This window comes from Streptomyces sp. NPDC094032, from assembly GCF_040303965.1.
GTDB lineage: Bacteria > Actinomycetota > Actinomycetes > Streptomycetales > Streptomycetaceae > Streptomyces.
This window is the reverse complement of the sequence record NZ_JBEOUE010000052.1, coordinates 1-17845: the sequence shown is the minus strand read 5'-3', so window position 1 is coordinate 17845 and position 17845 is coordinate 1. Positions and strand designations below refer to the sequence as shown.

General features: G+C 71.6%; 19 protein-coding genes. 8 read left to right on the top strand and 11 right to left on the bottom strand.

Translation table 11 applies throughout. From position 1 onward, the window contains the following. The 3 genes from ABTZ54_RS35490 to ABTZ54_RS35480 form a co-directional block, all read left to right on the top strand. On the top strand, window positions 1-99 hold a 99-nt coding region (locus ABTZ54_RS35490), incomplete at its 5' end, for an acyl-CoA dehydrogenase family protein (protein ID WP_155525297.1). Between the two features lie 28 nt (window positions 100-127). Continuing rightward, a complete protein-coding gene (locus tag ABTZ54_RS35485; protein ID WP_351672048.1) occupies window positions 128-913 on the top strand; it encodes an electron transfer flavoprotein subunit beta/FixA family protein in 786 nt (261 codons plus the stop codon). 33 nt (window positions 914-946) lie between these two features. After that, a complete protein-coding gene (locus ABTZ54_RS35480) occupies window positions 947-1903 on the top strand; it encodes an electron transfer flavoprotein subunit alpha/FixB family protein (RefSeq protein ID WP_351672045.1) in 957 nt (318 codons plus the stop codon). 71 nt (window positions 1904-1974) lie between these two features. Here ABTZ54_RS35480 and ABTZ54_RS35475 read toward each other — a convergent pair whose 3' ends face one another. The 6 genes from ABTZ54_RS35475 to ABTZ54_RS35450 all read right to left on the bottom strand — a co-directional run bounded on the left by ABTZ54_RS35475 (window position 1975) and on the right by ABTZ54_RS35450 (window position 6296). Next, a complete protein-coding gene (locus ABTZ54_RS35475; RefSeq protein ID WP_351672043.1) occupies window positions 1975-2370 on the bottom strand; it encodes a Zn-ribbon domain-containing OB-fold protein in 396 nt (131 codons plus the stop codon). Window positions 2371-2508: 138 nt separating this feature from the next. Further along, window positions 2509-3201 (bottom strand): TetR/AcrR family transcriptional regulator, encoded by a 693-nt coding sequence (locus ABTZ54_RS35470; RefSeq protein WP_351672040.1) that lies wholly within the window; start codon window positions 3199-3201, stop codon window positions 2509-2511. A 58-nt stretch (window positions 3202-3259) separates the two neighbouring features. Beyond that, window positions 3260-4021, bottom strand: a complete 762-nt coding sequence (locus ABTZ54_RS35465) for an SDR family NAD(P)-dependent oxidoreductase (RefSeq protein WP_351672037.1) — start codon at window positions 4019-4021, stop codon at window positions 3260-3262. A gap of 65 nt (window positions 4022-4086) precedes the next feature. Next, on the bottom strand, window positions 4087-4650 hold the full coding sequence (locus ABTZ54_RS35460; RefSeq protein ID WP_502997374.1) for a GNAT family N-acetyltransferase: 564 nt from the start codon (window positions 4648-4650) through the stop codon (window positions 4087-4089). After that, entirely contained in the window at window positions 4625-5029 is a 405-nt protein-coding gene (locus tag ABTZ54_RS35455) for a hypothetical protein (RefSeq protein ID WP_351672034.1), read from the bottom strand. The genes ABTZ54_RS35460 and ABTZ54_RS35455 overlap by 26 nt, the downstream gene beginning before the upstream one ends. Window positions 5030-5150: 121 nt before the next feature. Further along, window positions 5151-6296 carry an acyl-CoA dehydrogenase family protein gene (locus ABTZ54_RS35450; RefSeq protein WP_351672031.1) on the bottom strand — a complete coding sequence of 382 codons (1146 nt, stop codon included), beginning with the start codon at window positions 6294-6296 and terminating at the stop codon, window positions 5151-5153. 130 nt (window positions 6297-6426) lie between these two features. Here ABTZ54_RS35450 and ABTZ54_RS35445 point away from each other — a divergent pair, with 130 nt between their 5' ends. From ABTZ54_RS35445 to ABTZ54_RS35435, 3 genes are all read left to right on the top strand, one after another. Beyond that, on the top strand, window positions 6427-7032 hold the full coding sequence (locus ABTZ54_RS35445) for a TetR/AcrR family transcriptional regulator (RefSeq protein ID WP_351672028.1): 606 nt from the start codon (window positions 6427-6429) through the stop codon (window positions 7030-7032). A 113-nt stretch (window positions 7033-7145) separates the two neighbouring features. Next, window positions 7146-7844 (top strand): TNT domain-containing protein, encoded by a 699-nt coding sequence (locus tag ABTZ54_RS35440; RefSeq protein WP_351672025.1) that lies wholly within the window; start codon window positions 7146-7148, stop codon window positions 7842-7844. Next, a complete protein-coding gene (locus ABTZ54_RS35435) occupies window positions 7841-8080 on the top strand; it encodes a hypothetical protein (RefSeq protein ID WP_351672022.1) in 240 nt (79 codons plus the stop codon). The genes ABTZ54_RS35440 and ABTZ54_RS35435 overlap by 4 nt, the downstream gene beginning before the upstream one ends. On the opposite strand, the gene ABTZ54_RS35430 is transcribed toward ABTZ54_RS35435, so the two are convergent. The 5 genes from ABTZ54_RS35430 to ABTZ54_RS35410 form a co-directional block, all read right to left on the bottom strand. Continuing rightward, the gene (locus ABTZ54_RS35430) at window positions 8077-9213 is read right to left on the bottom strand and encodes an XdhC family protein (RefSeq protein WP_351672019.1); all 1137 of its coding nucleotides are present in this window, start codon (window positions 9211-9213) and stop codon (window positions 8077-8079) included. The genes ABTZ54_RS35435 and ABTZ54_RS35430 overlap by 4 nt on opposite strands. A gap of 46 nt (window positions 9214-9259) precedes the next feature. Beyond that, window positions 9260-10726 carry an NCS2 family permease gene (locus ABTZ54_RS35425; RefSeq protein ID WP_351672016.1) on the bottom strand — a complete coding sequence of 489 codons (1467 nt, stop codon included), beginning with the start codon at window positions 10724-10726 and terminating at the stop codon, window positions 9260-9262. A gap of 204 nt (window positions 10727-10930) precedes the next feature. Beyond that, window positions 10931-13330, bottom strand: a complete 2400-nt coding sequence (gene pucD, locus ABTZ54_RS35420; RefSeq protein ID WP_351672013.1) for a xanthine dehydrogenase subunit D — start codon at window positions 13328-13330, stop codon at window positions 10931-10933. A gap of 2 nt (window positions 13331-13332) precedes the next feature. Continuing rightward, window positions 13333-13929, bottom strand: a complete 597-nt coding sequence (locus tag ABTZ54_RS35415; protein ID WP_351672010.1) for a (2Fe-2S)-binding protein — start codon at window positions 13927-13929, stop codon at window positions 13333-13335. A 3-nt stretch (window positions 13930-13932) separates the two neighbouring features. Next, window positions 13933-14823, bottom strand: a complete 891-nt coding sequence (locus ABTZ54_RS35410; RefSeq protein ID WP_351672008.1) for an FAD binding domain-containing protein — start codon at window positions 14821-14823, stop codon at window positions 13933-13935. A 297-nt stretch (window positions 14824-15120) separates the two neighbouring features. Here ABTZ54_RS35410 and ABTZ54_RS35405 point away from each other — a divergent pair, with 297 nt between their 5' ends. Beyond that, window positions 15121-16800 (top strand): PucR family transcriptional regulator, encoded by a 1680-nt coding sequence (locus tag ABTZ54_RS35405; RefSeq protein ID WP_351672005.1) that lies wholly within the window; start codon window positions 15121-15123, stop codon window positions 16798-16800. Window positions 16801-17005: 205 nt separating this feature from the next. Then, the gene (locus ABTZ54_RS35400; protein ID WP_351672051.1) at window positions 17006-17731 is read left to right on the top strand and encodes a hypothetical protein; all 726 of its coding nucleotides are present in this window, start codon (window positions 17006-17008) and stop codon (window positions 17729-17731) included. Window positions 17732-17845: the final 114 nt, after the last annotated feature.

Here is a 17845-nt window from a genome sequence, read left to right as displayed (position 1 = left end):
TACCCCGTCGAACGCATGATGCGCGACGCCAAGATCACCCAGATCTACGAAGGCACCAACCAGGTCCAGCGCATCGTCATGGCCCGCAACCTCCCGTAACCACCCGCCCGTTGAAAGGAGACAGGCCGTGACCCTGAAGATCGCTGTCTGTGTGAAGTACGTTCCCGACGCCACCGGCGACCGCGGTTTCGCCGACGACCTGACCGTCGACCGCGACGAGGTGGACGGGCTGCTCTCGGAACTCGACGAGTACGCGGTCGAGCAGGCCCTGCGGATCTCCGAGGAGGCCGACGACGCCGAGGTCGTCGTGGTCACGGTCGGCCCCTCCGACGCCAAGGACGCGCTGCGCAAGGCGCTGTCGATGGGCGCGGACAAGGCCGTGCACGTCAAGGACGATGACATCCACGGCTCGGACGTCATCGGCACCTCCGCGATCCTCGCCAAGGCGCTGGAGCGGACCGGCTTCGACCTGATCGTCTGCGGCATGGCGTCGACGGACGGCACCATGGGCGTCCTGCCGGCGCTGCTCGCCGAGCGGCTGAACCTGCCGCAGGCGACGCTGCTCTCCGAGGTGTCCGTCGAGGACGGGACCGTCAAGGGCCGCCGCGACGGCGACGCCGCCAGCGAGCTGCTCGAAGCCCCGCTGCCGGCCGTCGTCTCGGTCACCGACCAGTCGGGCGAGGCGCGTTACCCCTCCTTCAAGGGGATCATGGCCGCCAAGAAGAAGCCGCTGGAGACCCTGGACCTGGACGCCCTCGGCATCGACGCCGACGAGGTCGGCCTCGCCGGCTCCTGGACCCTGGTCGAGTCGGCCGACGCCCGCCCGGCCCGTACGCAGGGCACGATCGTCACGGACGAGGGCGACGGCGGCAAGCAGCTGGCCGCGTTCCTCGCCACCCAGAAGTTCATCTGACCCGCCGTCACCATCCCTCAGGAGCAAGGAATCATGGCTGAGATCCTGGTTCTCGTGGACCACGCCGACGGTGCGGTCCGCAAGCCGGCCCTCGAACTGCTGACCCTGGCCCGCCGGCTCGGCGAGCCCTCGGCGGTAGTCCTCGGCGCCGGGGAGGCCGCCGCCTCCCTCGCCGCGAAGGCCGCCGAGTACGGCGCGGCGACCGTGTACGTCGCCGACGGCCCCGAGTTCGACGAGCAGCTCGTCGTGCCGAAGGTCGACGCGCTCACCCAGATCGCGAAGGACAAGGGCGTCGCCGCCGTCCTGGTGACCTCCTCCGGCGAGGGCAAGGAGGTCGCGGCCCGCGTGGCGCTGCGCCTGGGCTCGGGCCTGATCACCGACGCGGTGGAGCTGGAGTCCGGCCCGAACGGCCCGGTCGCCACCCAGTCGGTCTTCGCCGCCTCGTACCAGGTGAAGTCGGCCGTCTCGCACGGCGTCCCGGTCATCACCGTCAAGCCGAACTCCGCCGCCCCGGAGGCCGCTCCGGCCGCGGGCGCGGTCGAGAACGTCTCCGTCGCCTTCACGGGCAACGCGGCCAAGGTCGTCTCGCGCACCCCGCGGGTCTCCACCGGCCGCCCGGAGCTGACCGAGTCGGCGATCGTGGTGTCGGGCGGCCGGGGCGTCGGCGCGGCCGAGGGCTTCCAGGTCGTGGAGAAGCTGGCCGACTCGCTCGGCGCGGCCGTCGGCGCCTCGCGCGCCGCGGTGGACGCGGGCTGGTACCCGCACTCCAACCAGGTGGGCCAGACCGGCAAGCAGGTCTCCCCGCAGCTGTACGTCGCGGCGGGCATCTCCGGCGCGATCCAGCACCGGGCCGGCATGCAGACCTCGAAGACGATCGTCGCGGTCAACAAGGACGCGGAGGCCCCGATCTTCGACCTGGTCGACTACGGCGTGGTGGGCGACCTGTTCGAGGTGCTGCCGCAGCTGACGGACGAGATCGGCACCCGCTGACCTGCGGAGTCGCCGGGATACGCGGAAGGGGCTGGTGGCACAGAGTGCCACCAGCCCCTTCCGCGTGCCGTTCAGAACCAGCCGTCCAGCGCGGCCTCCTCGCAGAGCCGGACGACCGGCCTGCGCCCCGCCACGACGGACGCGGGGGCGATCCTGACCCGGACCCCGGGGCGCACGGCGTGCGGCGGCCCGTCGACCCGGCAGCGCACGACGAAGCCCTCGGCCATGTGCACCGGCCAGAGATCGGCCTCGGCCGCGGTGAAGCCCCGCCGTACCGATATCACGCCTTCCCCCGCGCTGAGTTCGGGCGCGAGGTCGGTCGACCCGCAGGTCGGGCAGAGCAGGCGCTGGAAGGTGGTGGTGTGGCACCAGCGGCAGCGCTGGAAGTGGAGCTCGGGCTCGGCGGCCGACTCCTCGACGAGGACGGCGGTCCCGCTGCGCAGACCCGTGGATCCGGTGTGGAACACGTTGCTTCTCCTTGCACTCGGCGGCTCGACCGTGCAGGAGTAAGATATGGCACTCAGTGCCAGCAAATAAAGACCTGAGTTCCCTCAATTGGCGATACTGAGATCCCCGGGGGATCCGGGAGTCCGCCGGCTCTCCCCTTAGCTCTCCCCCAGGCTCGACTCCACCTCGCGCACCACGCGCCACATCGGGGTGGACCGCTTGGTGATCACCACGACCACGTCGTCGTCGCCCTCGACCGGGGCCGCCGCGTCCGGGCTCCAGGTCTCTCGGACGAACGTCAGGGCCCGGTCCACCTCGGCCAGCGGGTCGCCCTCGCCGCCCGAGCGCAGCCAGTGGCGCAGCGCGTGGTTGTGCGCGGCGACGACGGCGGCCGCGACGACGTTGGCCCGCAGGGTGCCGTCGCGGCGGTCGGCGAACCGGGTGCGCAGATAGTCGCCGAGGGTCTTCTCGTACCGCCAGACCACCGACAGCTCGTACGTCCGCAGTCCGGTCACCTCGCGGGTGAGGCGGTAGCGCTGGACGGAGAAGGTCGGGTTCTCGGCGTACATCCGCATGACGAGCCGGGTGGCCTCGCAGACCCGGACCAGCGGGTCGTCGGTGTCCTCGCTCGCGGCGAGGAACTCGGTCATGTCGGCCAGGCTCTGCTCGTGGTCGGGGAAGACCACGTCCTCCTTGGACGGGAAGTAGCGGAAGAAGGACCGGCGGCCCACCCCGGCCGTCTTCACGATGTCGTCGATCGTGGTCTGCTCGTAGCCGCGCTCCAGGAAGAGCTGGAAGGCCGCCGCGACGAGGGAGTCACGCATCGAGGGCTTGGCGGGGTGGGTGCTCATACCCCGAAACCTAGCACTCGGATCCCTCGCGCAGCGGCACTTGGTGCCACCGTGGTGGTCAGCGGGCCGCCATGCGCAGGGCGCCGTCCATCCGGATGGTCTCGCCGTTGAGGTAGTCGTGCTCGGCGATCATGGTGACCAGGCGGGCGTACTCCTCGGGGCGCGCGAGCCGCTGCGGGAAGGTGACGCTGGCGGCGAGCCCGGCCCTGATGTCCTCGCTGAAGCCGGCCATCATCGGGGTGTCGACGATGCCGGGGGCGACCGTCACGACCCGGATGCCGTACTGGGCCAGGTCGCGGGCGGCGGTGACCGTCATCCCGGCGACGCCCGCCTTGGAGGCCGCGTACGCGATCTGGCCGATCTGCCCCTCGAAGGCCGCGATGGAGGCGGTGTTGACGACGAGTCCGCGCTGTCCGTGCTCGTCGGGCTCCCGGCGGGCGATGGACTCGGCGGCGAGGCGCAGCACGTTGAAGGTGCCGACCAGGTTGACGTCCAGGACGGTCCGGAAGAGCGCCAGGTCGTGCGGTCCCTTGCGGCCGAGGAGCCGCGCCGAGGGGGCGATGCCCGCGCAGTTGACCGCGAGCCGCAGCTCGGCCCCGTCCTCCTCGATCCGCGCGAGCGCCGCGCCGACCTGCTCCTCGTCGGTGACGTCGGCGGCGATCAGGGTGACCCCGTCCACGCCGCCCTCGGCGCCCGCGACGGCCTTGTCGAGGTCGAGGCCGTAGACGGTGGCCCCCTTCGCGGCGAGCGCGGCGGCGGTGGCGGCCCCGAGCCCGGAAGCGGCACCGGTGACGAGTGCGGCGGAACCTGCGATGTCCATGGATCTCCTCGTGTCGTGCGTGTGATCGTGTTCCGGAGGGACGTGACTTCTAGAGGGACGTGCTTCTAGAGGGGCTTGCTCATGAAGAGGGCGGTCTCGCCCTCGCTCGCCGTCCCCCGGTAGAGGGTGGTGTCGAGCCCGCAGAGCTCGAAGCCCATCCGGCGGTACGCGCGGACGGCGGGCGCGTTCACGCTGGTCACCTCCAGCCACGCGGTGCGCGCGCCGAGGCTCCGCCCGTGGGCGCAGGCCCGTTCCATCAGGGCCCGCCCGACGCCGGCGCCGCGGTGACCTGGCGCCACGGCGAGGGTGTGGACGACGAGGCGCCGGTTCCACTCCTCCACGCCGGCGGCGACGAAGCCGCGGACCAGGCCGTCGGCGACGGCGACCTCGACGTGCAGACCGTCGAAGCCCTCGTCGTCGTCGGGGAACACCTTGACGAGCGGCGGGTCCACGGGCGTCTCGCGCAGCGTGAAACCGTCGGCGCCCGCCACGACCTCGTACACCCGGTCCGTGGTGAACGAGTCGTCGAGCGCCTCGATCGCCCCCTGGTCGGCCGGCTCCGCCGGACGGCAGACGACCGGCGGAGCGGACTCCGTGGCGGGGCTACTTCCATTCCCAGACCTTCGCAGTGGCCTTACCGCTTTCTTCCGTCTCGAACTCGAACACACCGGCGACGGTGTCGAGCCTGGCGAACTCCGGGGCGGCGCTCTCGTAGAAGATCGCGCCGCGCCAGTGCACCGTGCCCGCCTCGTCGATGCGGCCGACGCCGGAGCCGTGCCAGGTGACGGTGGCGCCGCCCTGGGCCATGATGACGCCCTGGCCTTCCCCGAAGAGCGTGCCGTCGGCGCCCATGGCCGATTCGTACGTACCCATGTCCTTGATCCCGACGCCCAGCAGCGTGCCGGTCGCCGCGAACGAGGCTTCGAGGACGGGATGCCCGCCGTCGGTGGACAGCACCCGGATGCCCGTGGTCTGGCCCTGTTCCTCACCGATCAGGTCGCCCAGCATGATGGGACTCCTCTCCGCGGAGACGACGGATCGAGTCCCCTCTTCCGGACTACGCCCGTCGGGGTGGCCCGGCAACCGGAGGTACGGGCCGGTCCCTCGCGGGACGGGCCCGTACGGCCGCTCAGGCCTTCAGCTGACGGCTGATGACGAGCCGCTGGATCTGGTTGGTCCCCTCGAAGATCTGCATGATCTTGGCCTCGCGCATGTAGCGCTCGACGGGGAAGTCCCGGGTGTAGCCGTAGCCGCCGAGCACCTGGACGGCGTCCGTGGTGACCTTCATGGCGGTGTCCGTGGCGATCAGCTTGGCCGCGCTGGCCTGGCGGCTGAAGGGCCGGCCCAGGTCGCGGCGGCGGGCCGCGTCGAGGTAGGTGGCGCGGGCCGCGTCGACGGCGGCGGCCATGTCGGCGAGGAGGAAGCCGAGGCCCTGGTGGTCGACGATCTTGCGGCCGAAGGTGCTGCGCTCGTTGGCGTACGCGACGGCGGCGGAGAGCGCGGCCTGGGCGAGTCCGGTGGCGCAGGCGGCGATGCCGAGGCGGCCCGAGTCGAGGGCGCTGAACGCGATCTGGAGGCCCTGGCCCTCGTCGCCGACGCGCCGGTCGGCGTCGACGAGGGCGCCGTCCCAGTGGGCGGAGGTGGTGGGGACGGCCTGGAGGCCCATCTTGCGCTCGGGCTTGCCGAAGGTGAGGCCCTCGGTCTCGCCGGGGGCGAGGAAGCAGGAGATGCCGTGGCTGCCGGGCGCGGTGCGGGCGAAGAGGGTGTAGAAGCCGGCCTTGCCGCCGTGGGTGATCCAGGCCTTGTTGCCGGTGACGCGGTACGCGGTGCCGTCCTCGGTGAGCTCGGCCTTGCAGGAGAGCGCGGCGGCGTCGGAGCCGGCCTGCGGCTCGGAGAGGCTGTAGCCGCCGATGAGCCGGCCCTCCAGCATCGCGGGCAGCCAGCGCTCCTTCTGTTCGGGCGTGCCGAAGGAGTGCAGCGGGTGGCAGGCGAGGGTGTGGACGCTGGTGGCGACGGCCACGGCGGCCCAGCGGGCGGCGAGTTCTTCGAGGACCTGGAGGTACACCTCGTAGGGCTGGCCTCCGCCGCCGAACTCCTCGGGGTACGCGAGACCGAGCAGACCGGCCTCGCCGAGGGTCGCGAACAGGCCTTCCGGGTACGTCTCGGCGGCCTCGTGCTCGTCGACGCGGGGCGCGAGCTCCTTGTCGGCGATCTCCCGCGTGAGGGCGATGAGGTCCGCGGCTTCGGGGGTGGGAAGCAGACGGTCGACATCCATGGCGACTCCAGTCAAGGCGCGAGCTGGTACCGCGAAACGGTACTGCAAGAGGTACGGCAGTACCGGTGAGAGTAGCGCAGATGGCTGACGGCGTAACCCCCCGAACGAGTCGACCCGGCATACTGTTCGGGTGATCGAGACCTCAGCCGCCGACGCACCCAAGCTCACGGGCCGGGGCGCCGCCCGCCGCTCCGAGCTCTTCGAGAAGCTGGTGACGCTGCTGGTCGGCGAGGGTTTCGCCCAGCTGACCCTGGACGATCTCGCCGCCCGGCTGCACTGCTCCAAGCGCACCCTGTACGGCCTGGCCGGCAGCAAGGAGCAGCTGGTCAGGGCCGCCGTGGTCCACTTCTTCCGGCGCGCGACCGTCCGCGTCGAGGCGGTCCTGGCCGCCGCGACCGGCCCGGCCGAGCGGCTCGCCGCCTATCTGCGGGCCGTGTCGGCCGAACTGGCCCCGGTCTCCCCGCGCTTCTTCGACGACGTGGCCGCCTTCGAGCCGGCGGCCGAGGTGTACGAGCGCAACACGCGCGCGGCGGCGGGGCGGGTCCAGGAGCTCATCGAGGAGGGCGTGACGGCGGGTGTCTTCCGCGAGGTGCACGTGACCTTCGCCGCCGACGTCATCTCCTCGGTCATGGTCCGCATCCAGCGCCGCCAGGTCGCCACCGCCACCGGCCTCGCCGACGCCGAGGCCTACGACCAGCTGGCGGAACTCCTCCTCAACGGCCTGCGCCGGGGCTGACCGGGCCCGGCGGCCGGCACATGGCCGGTTCCCGCCCTCGTACGGTCACTCTGCGCTGATGATCCACTACCGTGTGCCGCGCACCCCTGTCCCCGTCATGAGGAGAACTCCGCGTGGAGCGCACTCGTACCGCCCTGAGGATCCGGGCCGTCCTCGCCACCCTCGGCGTCACCGCCGCCCTCACCGCCGCGCCCGCGGCGGCCGAGAGCTCCCCCGTGCCCGTGCCCGCGCCGCAGGCGAACGCCGCGCCGCACGAGCCGTGCACCGGAGAGTTCGAGGGCGACAAGCGGCTCGGACCGAAGTACCTGCCGAAGAAGTGGCAGGAGCCGGTGGGCCCGCTGCTGCGGAACTACCACCGCACCGGGAAGCTGTCCTCCGCCGACTTCCTGAAGAAGTACTGGGAGGGCCCGGCCGACACCGGCAGCTGGAAGTACCCGCCGAACGACGGCTTCGGCGAGGTCAACGGGTCCGTCGACAAGGCGCCCGAGCTCCTGGAGAAGGGCGAGCGGCTCGACCGCTTCGGCTCCGAGTACGGCGGGTACCTCGCCCCGGCCGGCGACGCCTACGCCAAGCGCGCGCTGCCCCCGCAGAACCTCAACACCCGGGACGCGGCCTTCGTCTGCGACTACCACCTGTACGAGGTGACGAAGGAGTTCGTCGTCTGGGAGGGCTCCATCGCCCCCTGGTTCGAGCAGCCGGGCGGCGGCCGCCAGATCAAGCTGGACGCGGCCTTCCTGAACCCGGGCGAGGGCCAGCGGCTCAACGTCAAGTGGCTGCTCGACAACGGCTACCTGGTCCGCCTGCCCGCGTGACGGAACGCGAACGGCTCGCGCGGGCACTCCGGGAGGCCGGGGTGCCCGACGAGCTCTACTGGATCGAGGGCGCGCACCAGCCCGTACCGACCCCGCCGGACTTCGTCTACCTCCGGGCGACCCCGGACGGCCCCGGCTGGGAGACCGGCGTGTACGAGCGCGGCGCGCACCACCCGGTGGCCCGCCACGCCACGGAGGCGGAGGCCTGCGCCCACCTCCGTACGCTGGCGCTCTAGGCCACCGAGCCGAGCCGGCCGGCCGGTTCGCGCGGCCCGTCGTGGTGGATGGGGGTGTGCGCGCCGGTGAGGGCGGTGCCGCTGCCGCCGCGGCGGTTGGCGACGATCTCGGCGCCGATGGACAGCGCGGTCTCCTCCGGCGTACGGGCGCCGAGGTCGAGGCCGATCGGGGAGCGCAGCCTGGCCAGTTCGAGTTCGGTGACGCCGACCTCGCGCAGGCGCTTGTTGCGGTCCTCGTGGGTGCGGCGGGAGCCCATGGCGCCGACGTAGGCGACGGGCAGTTTGAGCGCGGCCTGGAGGAGCGGGACGTCGAACTTGGCGTCGTGGGTGAGGACGCAGAGCACCGTGCGGGCGTCGACGTCGGTGGTGGCGAGGTAGCGGTGCGGCCAGGCGACGACGATCTCGTCGGCCTCGGGGAAGCGCGCCTTGGTGGCGAAGACCGGGCGGGCGTCGCAGACGGTGACGTGGTAGCCGAGGAACTTGCCGACCCGGACCAGGGCGGCGGCGAAGTCGATGGCGCCGAAGACGATCATGCGGGGGGCGGGGACGGAGGACTCCACGAGGAGGGTCAGCGGCTGTCCGCAGCGGCTGCCGTCCGCGCCGATCCCGATGGTCCCGGTGCGGCCCCCGTCCAGCATCGCGCGGGCCTCGGCGGCGGCGGTGCGGTCGAGCTCGGGGTGGCCGCCGAGGACACCCTCGTACGAGCCGTCGGGGTGGACCAGGATCGCCCGGCCCATCAGGTCGTCGGGTCCCTCGACGATCCGGACCAGGGCGGCCGCCTCGCCGGAGACGGCGGCGGCGAGCGCGGCGGGGTAGACCCCGCCGCGGACCGGGGTGACGAGGATGTCGATGATCCCGCCGCAGGTCAGACCGACCGCGAAGGCGTCCTCGTCGCTGTAGCCGAAGCGCTCGACGACCGTGCGGCCGTCTTCGAGCGCCTGCTGGCACAGGTCGTAGACGGCGCCCTCCACACATCCGCCGGAGACCGATCCGATCGCCGTGCCGTCGCTGTCGACGGCGAGTGCGGCGCCCGGCTGCCGGGGCGCGCTGCCGCCGACCGCCACCACGGTGGCGACGGCGAACGCGCGTCCCTGCTCGACCCACCGGTGCAGCTCTTCGGCGATGTCCAGCATCTCGACTCCTCGGAAAGTTGTGTGGAGGGCGACGTTACGGGTGTCGTCAGCCGACGCCCAGCCAGCTCTCGATCGGATGGATGGCGAAGTAGATGACGAAGACGCCGGTCAGCGCCCACATGAAGCCGCCGACCTCCCTCGCCTTGCCCTGCGCGCTCTTGATGACCGCGTAGGAGATGACGCCGGCCGCGACACCGGTGGTGATGGTGTACGTGAAGGGCATCAGGACCACGGTGAGGAACACCGGGATCGCGACGGAGCGGTCGCTCCAGTCGACGTGCTTGGCGTTCTGCATCATCATCGAGCCGATGACGACCAGGGCCGCGGCGGCGACCTCCTGCGGCACGATCGCGGTGAGCGGCGTGAAGAAGAGGCACAGGGCGAAGAACGCGCCGGTGACCACGGAGGCCAGTCCGGTACGGGCGCCCTCGCCGACGCCGGTGGCGGACTCGACGAAGACCGTCTGCCCGGAGGCACCGCCCACACCGCCGAGGACACCGCCGGCGCCGTCGATGAACAGGGCCTTGGACAGGCCCGGCATGCGGCCCTTGTCGTCGGCCAGCTTGGCCTCGGTGCCGACGCCCAGGATGGTGGCCATGGCGTCGAAGAAGCCGGCCAGCACCAGGGTGAAGACGATCATGGTGATGGTGATGTACCCGACGTCGCCCCAGCCGCTGAAGGACACGTTCCCGATGAGCGAGAAGTCCGGGGCGGAGACGGCGCTGCCGTGCAGCTCGGGGGCGCCGGAGAACCAGGCCTTGGCCGGGATGTCGGCGACCGCGTTCAGGACGGCGGCGACGGCCGTGCCGGCGACGATGCCGATGAGGATGGCGCCGGGGATGTTGCGGGACTGCAGCGCGAAGATCAGCAGCAGGGTGAAGGCGAAGATCAGGACGGGCCAGCCCTGGAGCTCACCGGCCGGGCCGAGGGTCACGGGGCCGCCGCCGGGGGCGGGGTTCTCGTGCACGAAGCCGGCCTTCACGAAGCCGATGATCGCGATGAAGAGACCGATGCCGATGGTGATGGCGTGCTTGAGCGCGAGGGGTATCGCGTTCATGATCATCTCGCGGAGGCCGGTGACCACCAGGAGACAGATCACCGCGCCGTACGCCACCGACATGCCCATGGCCTGCGGCCAGGTCATGACCGGCACGACCTGCGAGGCCATCACACCGGAGACGCTGAGCCCCGCGGCGAGGGCCAGCGGCACCTTGCCCCAGAAGCCCATCAGGAGCGTGGTCGCGGCGGCGCAGAGCGCCGTGGCGGTGATCAGCGCGGGCTGGCTCAGGATGTTTCCGTCGACGTCCTTGCCGCTGAGGATCAGGGGGTTGAGCAGGAGAATGTACGCCATCGCCATGAAGGTGGTGACGCCGCCGCGGATCTCCGTCGCGACGGTGGATCCTCTCTCCGAGATGTGAAAGTACCGGTCGAGCCAGGACCTTCCGGCGGGGTTGCGCGAGCCGTTGCCCGCGTCCTCGGCCGTGGTCTTGGGCTCCACTGACGACTGGGTCATGGGGCCTACTCCCAAGGTTCAAAGGGGCACCCGCATCAGACTTCGAAGGATTTCGTCGTGCTGTGAAGCTGCGGGATTTGGGAAATCAAGTGGGCTGCACGACCCGGGGGACGGCCCGAGACGAACGGGTGAAGCGGTTTCCCCGGACGGTGCGGGCGGGGGAAGTGTGACGTTCCTGGGAGGCACGCACCGTCCGGAGAGGTCCTACAGGGTGCCGGTGAGCGCCTCGGGGCGGACCGGCGTCTTGTTGAGCTCCAGGCCCGTCGCCGCCCGGATCGCCGCGAGGACGGCCGGGGTGGACGAGAGGGTCGGGGCCTCGCCGATGCCCCGGACGCCGTACGGCGCGTTGGGGTCGGCCAGTTCGAGGTAGTCGACCGGGATGGTCGGCGTGTCGAGGATGGTCGGGATGAGGTAGTCCGTGAAGGAGGGGTTGCGCACCTTCGCGGTCTTCGGGTCGACGATGATCTCCTCCATCACCGCGACGCCCAGGCCCTGGGTGGTGCCACCCTGGATCTGGCCGACCACGGAGAGCGGGTTGACCGCCTTGCCGACGTCCTGGGCGCAGGCCAGCTCGATCACCTTGACGAGACCGAGCTCGGTGTCCACCTCCACCACCGCGCGGTGCGCGGCGAAGGCGTACTGGACGTGCCCATCGCCCTGGCCGGTGACGAGGTCGAAGGCCTGGGTGGGGCGGTGCCGCCACTCCTCCTCGACCTCCACGGCCTGGTCCCCGAGGACGTCCGCGATGGTGGCGAGGGCCTCGCCGCCGTCGGTGACGACCTTGCCGCCCTCCAGGAGGAGTTCGGCGGAGGCCCACGCGGGGTGGTACGAGCCGAACTTGCGCCGGCCGATCTCCAGGACCTTCTCGCGGACGATCTCGCAGGAGTTCTTGATGGCGCCGCCGGTCATGTACGTCTGGCGGCCCGCGGAGGTCGAACCGGCCGAGCCCACCTGGGTGTCGGCGGGGTGGATGGTGACCTGCTGGACGCCGAGCTCGGTGCGGGCGATCTGCGCGTGGATCGTGACACCGCCCTGGCCGACCTCCGCCATCGCGGTGTGGACGGTGGCGACGGCCTCGCCGTTGATGACCTCGATGCGGATCTTGGCGGTCGAGTAGTCGTCGAAGCCCTCGGAGAAGCCGACGTTCTTGATGCCGACGGCGTAGCCGACGCCCCGTACGACACCCTCGCCGTGCGAGGTGTTGGACAGGCCGCCCGGCAGCGCGCGGACGTCCGCGCCCTCGCCGGCGGTCTCCCACTGGCGCTCCGGCGGCAGCGGACGGGCCTTGACCCGGCGCAGCAGCTCGGCGACCGGGGCCGGGGAGTCCACGACCTGGCCGGTCGGCATGATCGTGCCCTGCTCCATGGCGTTGAGCTGGCGCAGCTCGACCGGGTCCATGCCCAGCTTGGCCGCCAGCTTGTCCATCTGGGCCTCGTACGCGAAGCAGGCCTGGACCGCGCCGAAGCCGCGCATGGCGCCGCAGGGCGGGTTGTTGGTGTAGAGGCCGATCGCCTCGATCTCGACGTCCTCGACGACGTACGGGCCGACCGAGAGGGAGGAGGCGTTGCCGACGACCGAGGCCGTCGACGACGCGTACGCGCCGCCGTCGAGCACGATCTTGCACTTCATGTGCGTGAGCTTGCCGTCCTTGGTGGCGCCGTGCTCGTACCAGAGCTTCGCCGGGTGCCGGTGGACGTGCCCGAAGAAGGACTCGTACCGGTTGTAGACCATCTTGACCGGCTTGCCGGTGCGCAGGGCGAGGATCGAGGCGAGGATCTGCATGGAGATGTCCTCGCGGCCGCCGAAGGCGCCGCCGACACCGGCCATGGTCATCCGGACCTTCTCCTCGGGCAGGCCGAGGCAGGGGGCGATCTGCTTGAGGTCCGAGTGCAGCCACTGGGTGGCGACGTACAGGTCGACGCCGCCGTCCTCGGCCGGTACGGCGAGGCCGGACTCGGGGCCGAGGAAGGCCTGGTCCTGCATGCCGAAGGTGTACTCGCCCGTGACGATGACGTCGGCGCGCTTGGCGGCCTCGTCGGCGTTGCCGCGGATGATCGGCTGGCGGTGCACGATGTTCGGGTGCGGGACGTGGCCGGAGTGGTGGTCGTCGCGGTTCTCGTGGACCAGGATCGCGTCCGGGGCGGTGGCCGAGGCCTCGTCCGTGACGACCGGGAGCTCCCGGTACTCGATCTTGATCTTGGCGGCGGCGCGGCGGGCGGTCTCCGGGTGGTCGGCGGCCACGAGCGCGACCGGCTCACCGTGGTGGCGGACCTTGCCGTAGGCGAGGACCGGGGTGTCCTGGAACTCCATGCCGTAGTTCTTCGCGGCCGGCAGGTCCTCGTGGGTCAGGACGGCGTAGACGCCGTCCATCGTGAGGGCCTCGGTGGTGTCGATGGACAGGATCTCGGCGTGCGCGACGGTGGAGCGCAGGATCTGGCCCCACAGCATGTCCTCGTGCCACATGTCCGAGGAGTAGGCGAACTCGCCGGTGACCTTGAGGGTGCCGTCCGGGCGGAGCGTGGACTCGCCGATGCCGCCCTTGACGTGGTTCTGGGTGACGTCGGTGGGCGTGCCCACCGGAACGGTACGCGTGTTCTGAGTCATCGTCAGACCGCCTCTCCCTGGCGTTCCTGGCGAGCGGCCGCGAGGCGGACCGCGTCGAGGATCTTCTCGTAGCCCGTGCAGCGGCAGAGGTTGCCGGAGAGCGCCTCGCGGATGTCCGCGTCCGTCGGGGACGGGTTGCGCTCCAGCATCTCGTCGGCCGCGACGAGCAGACCGGGGGTGCAGAAACCGCACTGGACGGCACCGGCGTCGATGAACGCCTGCTGGATCGGGGAGAGTTCGACACCCTCACCGGTCTGGGAGTCCTGCGCGGGCTTGGCCTCCCACTTCTTGGCCGCGTCCACCGAGGTGCCACAGGCACCCGAGGCGCAACCGGCGTGCTCGGCCCGCTCCTTGGCGAAGTCGGCGAGCCCCTCGACGGTGATGACCTCGCGGCCCTCGACCTGACCGGCGGCGACCAGGCAGGAACAGACCGGCACACCGTCCAGACGGACCGTGCAGGAACCGCACTCGCCCTGCTCGCAGGCGTTCTTGGAGCCGGGCAGACCCAGGCGCTCACGCAGAACGTAGAGGAGGGACTCGCCCTCCCAGACGTCGTCGGCTTCCTGCGGACGACCGTTGACCGTGAAATTGACGCGCATTGGTTATGCAGCTCCCTCAAGCGTGCGGCCGTTGCCGCGGTACTGCTCCCAGGTCCAGCCGAGCTGGCGGCGGGCCATGATGCCGACGGCGTGGCGGCGGTACTTGGCGGTGCCTCGGACGTCGTCGATCGGGTTCGCGGCGCCCGAGCACAGGTCGGCGAACTGCTTGGCGATCGACGGGGTGATGATCTTGCCGCTGTCCCAGAAGCCGCCCTCCTCCAGGGCCGCGTTCAGGAAGGCCTCGGCCTCCTTGGCGCGGATCGGGGTGGGCGCGGCGGAGCCGATGCCGGTCCGTACGGTCCGGGTCTCCGGGTGCAGGGCGAGGCCGAAGGCGCAGACGGCGATGACCATCGCGTTGCGGGTGCCGACCTTGGAGTACTGCTGGGGGCCGTCCGCCTTCTTGACGTGGACGGTCTTGATCAGCTCGTCGGGCTCCAGCGCGTTGCGCTTGACGCCCGTGTAGAACGCGTCGATCGGGATGAAGCGGGTGCCGCGCACCGACTCGACCTCGACCTCGGCACCGGCCGCGAGGAGCGCCGGGTGGGCGTCACCGGCGGGCGACGCGGTGCCCAGGTTGCCGCCGACGCCGCCGCGGTTGCGGATCTGCGGGGAGGCCACCGTGTGCGAGGCGAGCGCCAGACCGGGCAGCTCGGCCCGGAGGTTCTCCATGATCTGCGTGTACGGGACGGAGGCGCCGAGGCGTACGTTCTCCTCGCCGACCTCCCACTCGCGCAGGAGCTCGATACGGTTCAGGTCCAGGAGGTACTCGGGACGCCGGTGGTCGAAGTTGATCTCGACCATGATGTCGGTACCACCCGCGATGGGCACGGCCGTGGGGTGCTCGGCCTTGGCGGCGAGCGCCTCCTCCCAGCTGGCGGGGCGAAGGAAGTCCATGGTGGCTCTCTTCTTGTGCTTCTAGTGAACGGGGGGTCGTCCGTACGGGCCTGGGGGGACGGCCGGCCCTCGACGATCTCTTCATGTGCTGTTAACGCGGTGTGTGGCCTAGTACACAAGCCCGTGTCGCCCGGGTGCAGTCACCGAAAACATGAAGGAGTTGGCTGGCTGCCATCCTCGTCTTGTAGATTCGAACGAAAGGCGGGAAGCAGGAACCTCTTCGTTTTCCCCTGGAAACGGTGGCACCACGCCACCGGCGACAACGCGACACCCACGAGAAGGAACGGCGGCGACATCATGCGGCTGCGCGCACTGCTGGAGAACGACGCGCTGGGGCTGCGCCTGCTGGGCGGCGACGAGGAGCTCGACCGCACCGTCCGTGGCGTGATGACGACGGACCTCAAGGACCCCAGCCGCTATCTGTCGGGGGGCGAGCTGGTCCTCACGGGCCTCGCCTGGCTGCGGGACCCGGAGGACGCCGAGCCCTTCGTACGGATCCTGGCGTCGGCCGGAGTGGCCGCGCTTGCCGCGGGCGAGGCCGAGCTCGGGGACATCCCGGACGACCTCGTACAGGCGTGTTCACGCCACCGGCTTCCCCTGTTCGCAGTAAACGAGTCCGTTGCGTTCGCGACGATCACCGAGCACGTTGTTCGACAGGTCTCCGGCGAGCGGGCCGGCGACCTGGCCGCCGTCGTCGACCGCCACCGACGCCTCATGACCTCCGGCCCGGCCGGCGGCGGCCCCGAGGTCGTCCTCGACCTGCTCGGCTCCGACCTGGACCTCCGGGCCTGGGTGCTCTCCCCCACCGGCCGCCAGATCGCGGGCGCGGGGGAACCCCTCGAACCGTCCCTCGCCGCCACCCTCGCCGGGGAGCACCTGGCCGCCACCCGCACCGGCCGGCGCGGCCCGCACCGCCTGAACCTCGGCGGAAGCACCTACTCGCTCTTCCCGATCCGCAACACCGGCCGGGGCGCCGCCCCCGCCGCGCGGGACATCCGGGAGACCGTCCTGTCCGACTGGCTGCTGGCCGTCGAGGCCGACGCGGGCGACTGGCCGGCCGCCCGCCTCGACCTGCTCCAGGGCGTGACCCAGCTGATCGCCGTCGAGCGGGACCGCAGGGACGCCGCCCGCACCGTACGCCGCCGGCTCGCCCAGGAGGTCCTGGAGCTGGTCCAGACGGGCGCCGCCCCCGCCGAGATCGCCGCCCGCCTGCGGGTGGCCGCCCCCGTGCTGCTGCCGGGCCTCGGCAGCGCCCCGCACTGGCAGGTCGTGGTGGCCAGGGTCGAATGGGACGAGACCGTCGACAGCGGCCCGATCGCGCAGTCGCTCCTGGAGGAGATCCTGGTCGACCCGTCGACCTCCGGCGCCGACTCCTCGGACCGGATCGCCGTGGCCCACAGCGGCGACGAGGCCATCGCCCTGGTCCCGCTGGCCGCCGCACCGCTGCCGGACAGCGAGGACGACCTGCCCGCCACCGCCCTCGGCCTGCACGCCGACGCCCTGCTCGCCGCCGTCCGGGCCCCGCTGTCCTCGGGCCTCGCCGACGACGGCCGGCTCACCCTGGGCGTCAGCGCCGCCGTGCACTCCGCGGAGGGCCTGCGCGGCGCCCTGGAGGAGGCCCGGCACGCCCGCAGGGTCGCCGCCGCCCGCCCCGGCCGGGTCTGCGCCGCCGGACACCACGAGCTGGCCTCCCACGTCCTGCTGCTGCCCTTCGTCCCGGACGACGTGCGCCGCGCCTTCACGGCCCGCCTCCTGGACCCGCTGCGCGACTACGACCGCCGCCACCGCGCCGAGCTCATCCCGACCCTGGAGGCCTTCCTGGACTGCGACGGCTCCTGGACACGCTGCGCGACCCGCCTGCACCTGCACGTGAACACACTGCGCTACCGCGTGGGCAGGATCGAGCAGCTCACCGGCCGCGACCTGTCCCGCCTGGAGGACAAGCTGGACTTCTTCCTCGCCCTGCGCATGAGCTGACCGATTCATCTCTTCGGGTGACAAGGCAAACTGACGGGGCACCAGCAAACAACCACCCCACCACACCCCCCACACCCCCACCCCTTGTGAAAACATTCACCCAACCCCTTGGCCCGGCCCCCGCCATCGTGCTGAGATGCCGTCCTACTCACAGCTCGATGGCGCGCTCGGGGAGGGCAATGTGGCGTATGGCCGGGGAACCCCACTGGAGACCGCGGTGTGGAGACTCCGCTCCCGCGGCTGCTGGACGGACGCGGCCGAACTGCTGGCCCCCCGCGCGACGGAGCCCGCCGCGGCTCTGGAGCGGGCGGCCCTGCTGATCGAGCGCTGTCTCTACACCGAACAGGGCTGGGGCGAAGCGGAGGAGGCCCTGCGGGCGGCCGAGGCGGTGACCCGGACCGACGAGGAGCGCGGCGCGGCAGCGTGCGAACGCGGCTACCTGGCCTACGCCTCCACCCTCCTGGGCGTACGCGACCGAGCGGACGAGGCCCGCGCGGCCCTGGGCCGCGCGGCAGCCCTGATCGCCCCGGACACCCCCACCCGCGCCCTGCTCGACTTCCGCCGCGGCCTGATCGCCCAGAACCTGGCCGAATCCCCGCAGGCGGCCCGCGCCGCGTACCTCCGAGCCCACACGGCGGCAACGGAACACGGCGACATCCTCCTCCTCTCCTTCACCTGGCGCCACCTGGCAGGACTGGCCCTACGAGAAGGCGAGTTGAAAGAGGCAAGACACGGCTTCACCGAATCCCTCCGCATCCGCGAGGAGTTGGGCTACCTGGTGGGAACGGCCCCGGCCCTGGCCTCACTGGCCGAAGCGGAGACAGAACCGGAGGCAGGCCGCCTCCGAGCAGAAGCAGAACGCCTCTTCCGCCTCCTAGGAGGCGTACCGACCTGGCTGGCAGCCCAGTTGACCCCAAGGCCGGCTATCTAACCGACCCGAGGTCGGGGCCGCGGTGGCGGGGCCGGAGCGGGGGTGGGGGTGTCCGGACGTGGCGGCGCCCGTAACGAGCGAAGCGAAGTGAAGGTCGCAGTCCGGACACCCCCA

What these genes read in the sequence shown, in the direction of transcription:
- ABTZ54_RS35480 (WP_351672045.1), top strand. Translation starts at nt 947, where the DNA reads ATGGCTGAGATCCTGGTTCTCGTGGACCACGCCGACGGTGCGGTCCGC.
- ABTZ54_RS35470 (WP_351672040.1), bottom strand. Translation starts at nt 3,201, where the DNA reads ATGAGCACCCACCCCGCCAAGCCCTCGATGCGTGACTCCCTCGTCGCG.
- ABTZ54_RS35465 (WP_351672037.1), bottom strand. Translation starts at nt 4,021, where the DNA reads ATGGACATCGCAGGTTCCGCCGCACTCGTCACCGGTGCCGCTTCCGGG.
- ABTZ54_RS35455 (WP_351672034.1), bottom strand. Translation starts at nt 5,029, where the DNA reads ATGCTGGGCGACCTGATCGGTGAGGAACAGGGCCAGACCACGGGCATC.
- ABTZ54_RS35450 (WP_351672031.1), bottom strand. Translation starts at nt 6,296, where the DNA reads ATGGATGTCGACCGTCTGCTTCCCACCCCCGAAGCCGCGGACCTCATC.
- ABTZ54_RS35430 (WP_351672019.1), bottom strand. Translation starts at nt 9,213, where the DNA reads ATGCTGGACATCGCCGAAGAGCTGCACCGGTGGGTCGAGCAGGGACGC.
- ABTZ54_RS35425 (WP_351672016.1), bottom strand. Translation starts at nt 10,726, where the DNA reads ATGACCCAGTCGTCAGTGGAGCCCAAGACCACGGCCGAGGACGCGGGC.
- pucD (WP_351672013.1), bottom strand. Translation starts at nt 13,330, where the DNA reads ATGACTCAGAACACGCGTACCGTTCCGGTGGGCACGCCCACCGACGTC.
- ABTZ54_RS35415 (WP_351672010.1), bottom strand. Translation starts at nt 13,929, where the DNA reads ATGCGCGTCAATTTCACGGTCAACGGTCGTCCGCAGGAAGCCGACGAC.
- ABTZ54_RS35410 (WP_351672008.1), bottom strand. Translation starts at nt 14,823, where the DNA reads ATGGACTTCCTTCGCCCCGCCAGCTGGGAGGAGGCGCTCGCCGCCAAG.
- ABTZ54_RS35405 (WP_351672005.1), top strand. Translation starts at nt 15,121, where the DNA reads ATGCGGCTGCGCGCACTGCTGGAGAACGACGCGCTGGGGCTGCGCCTG.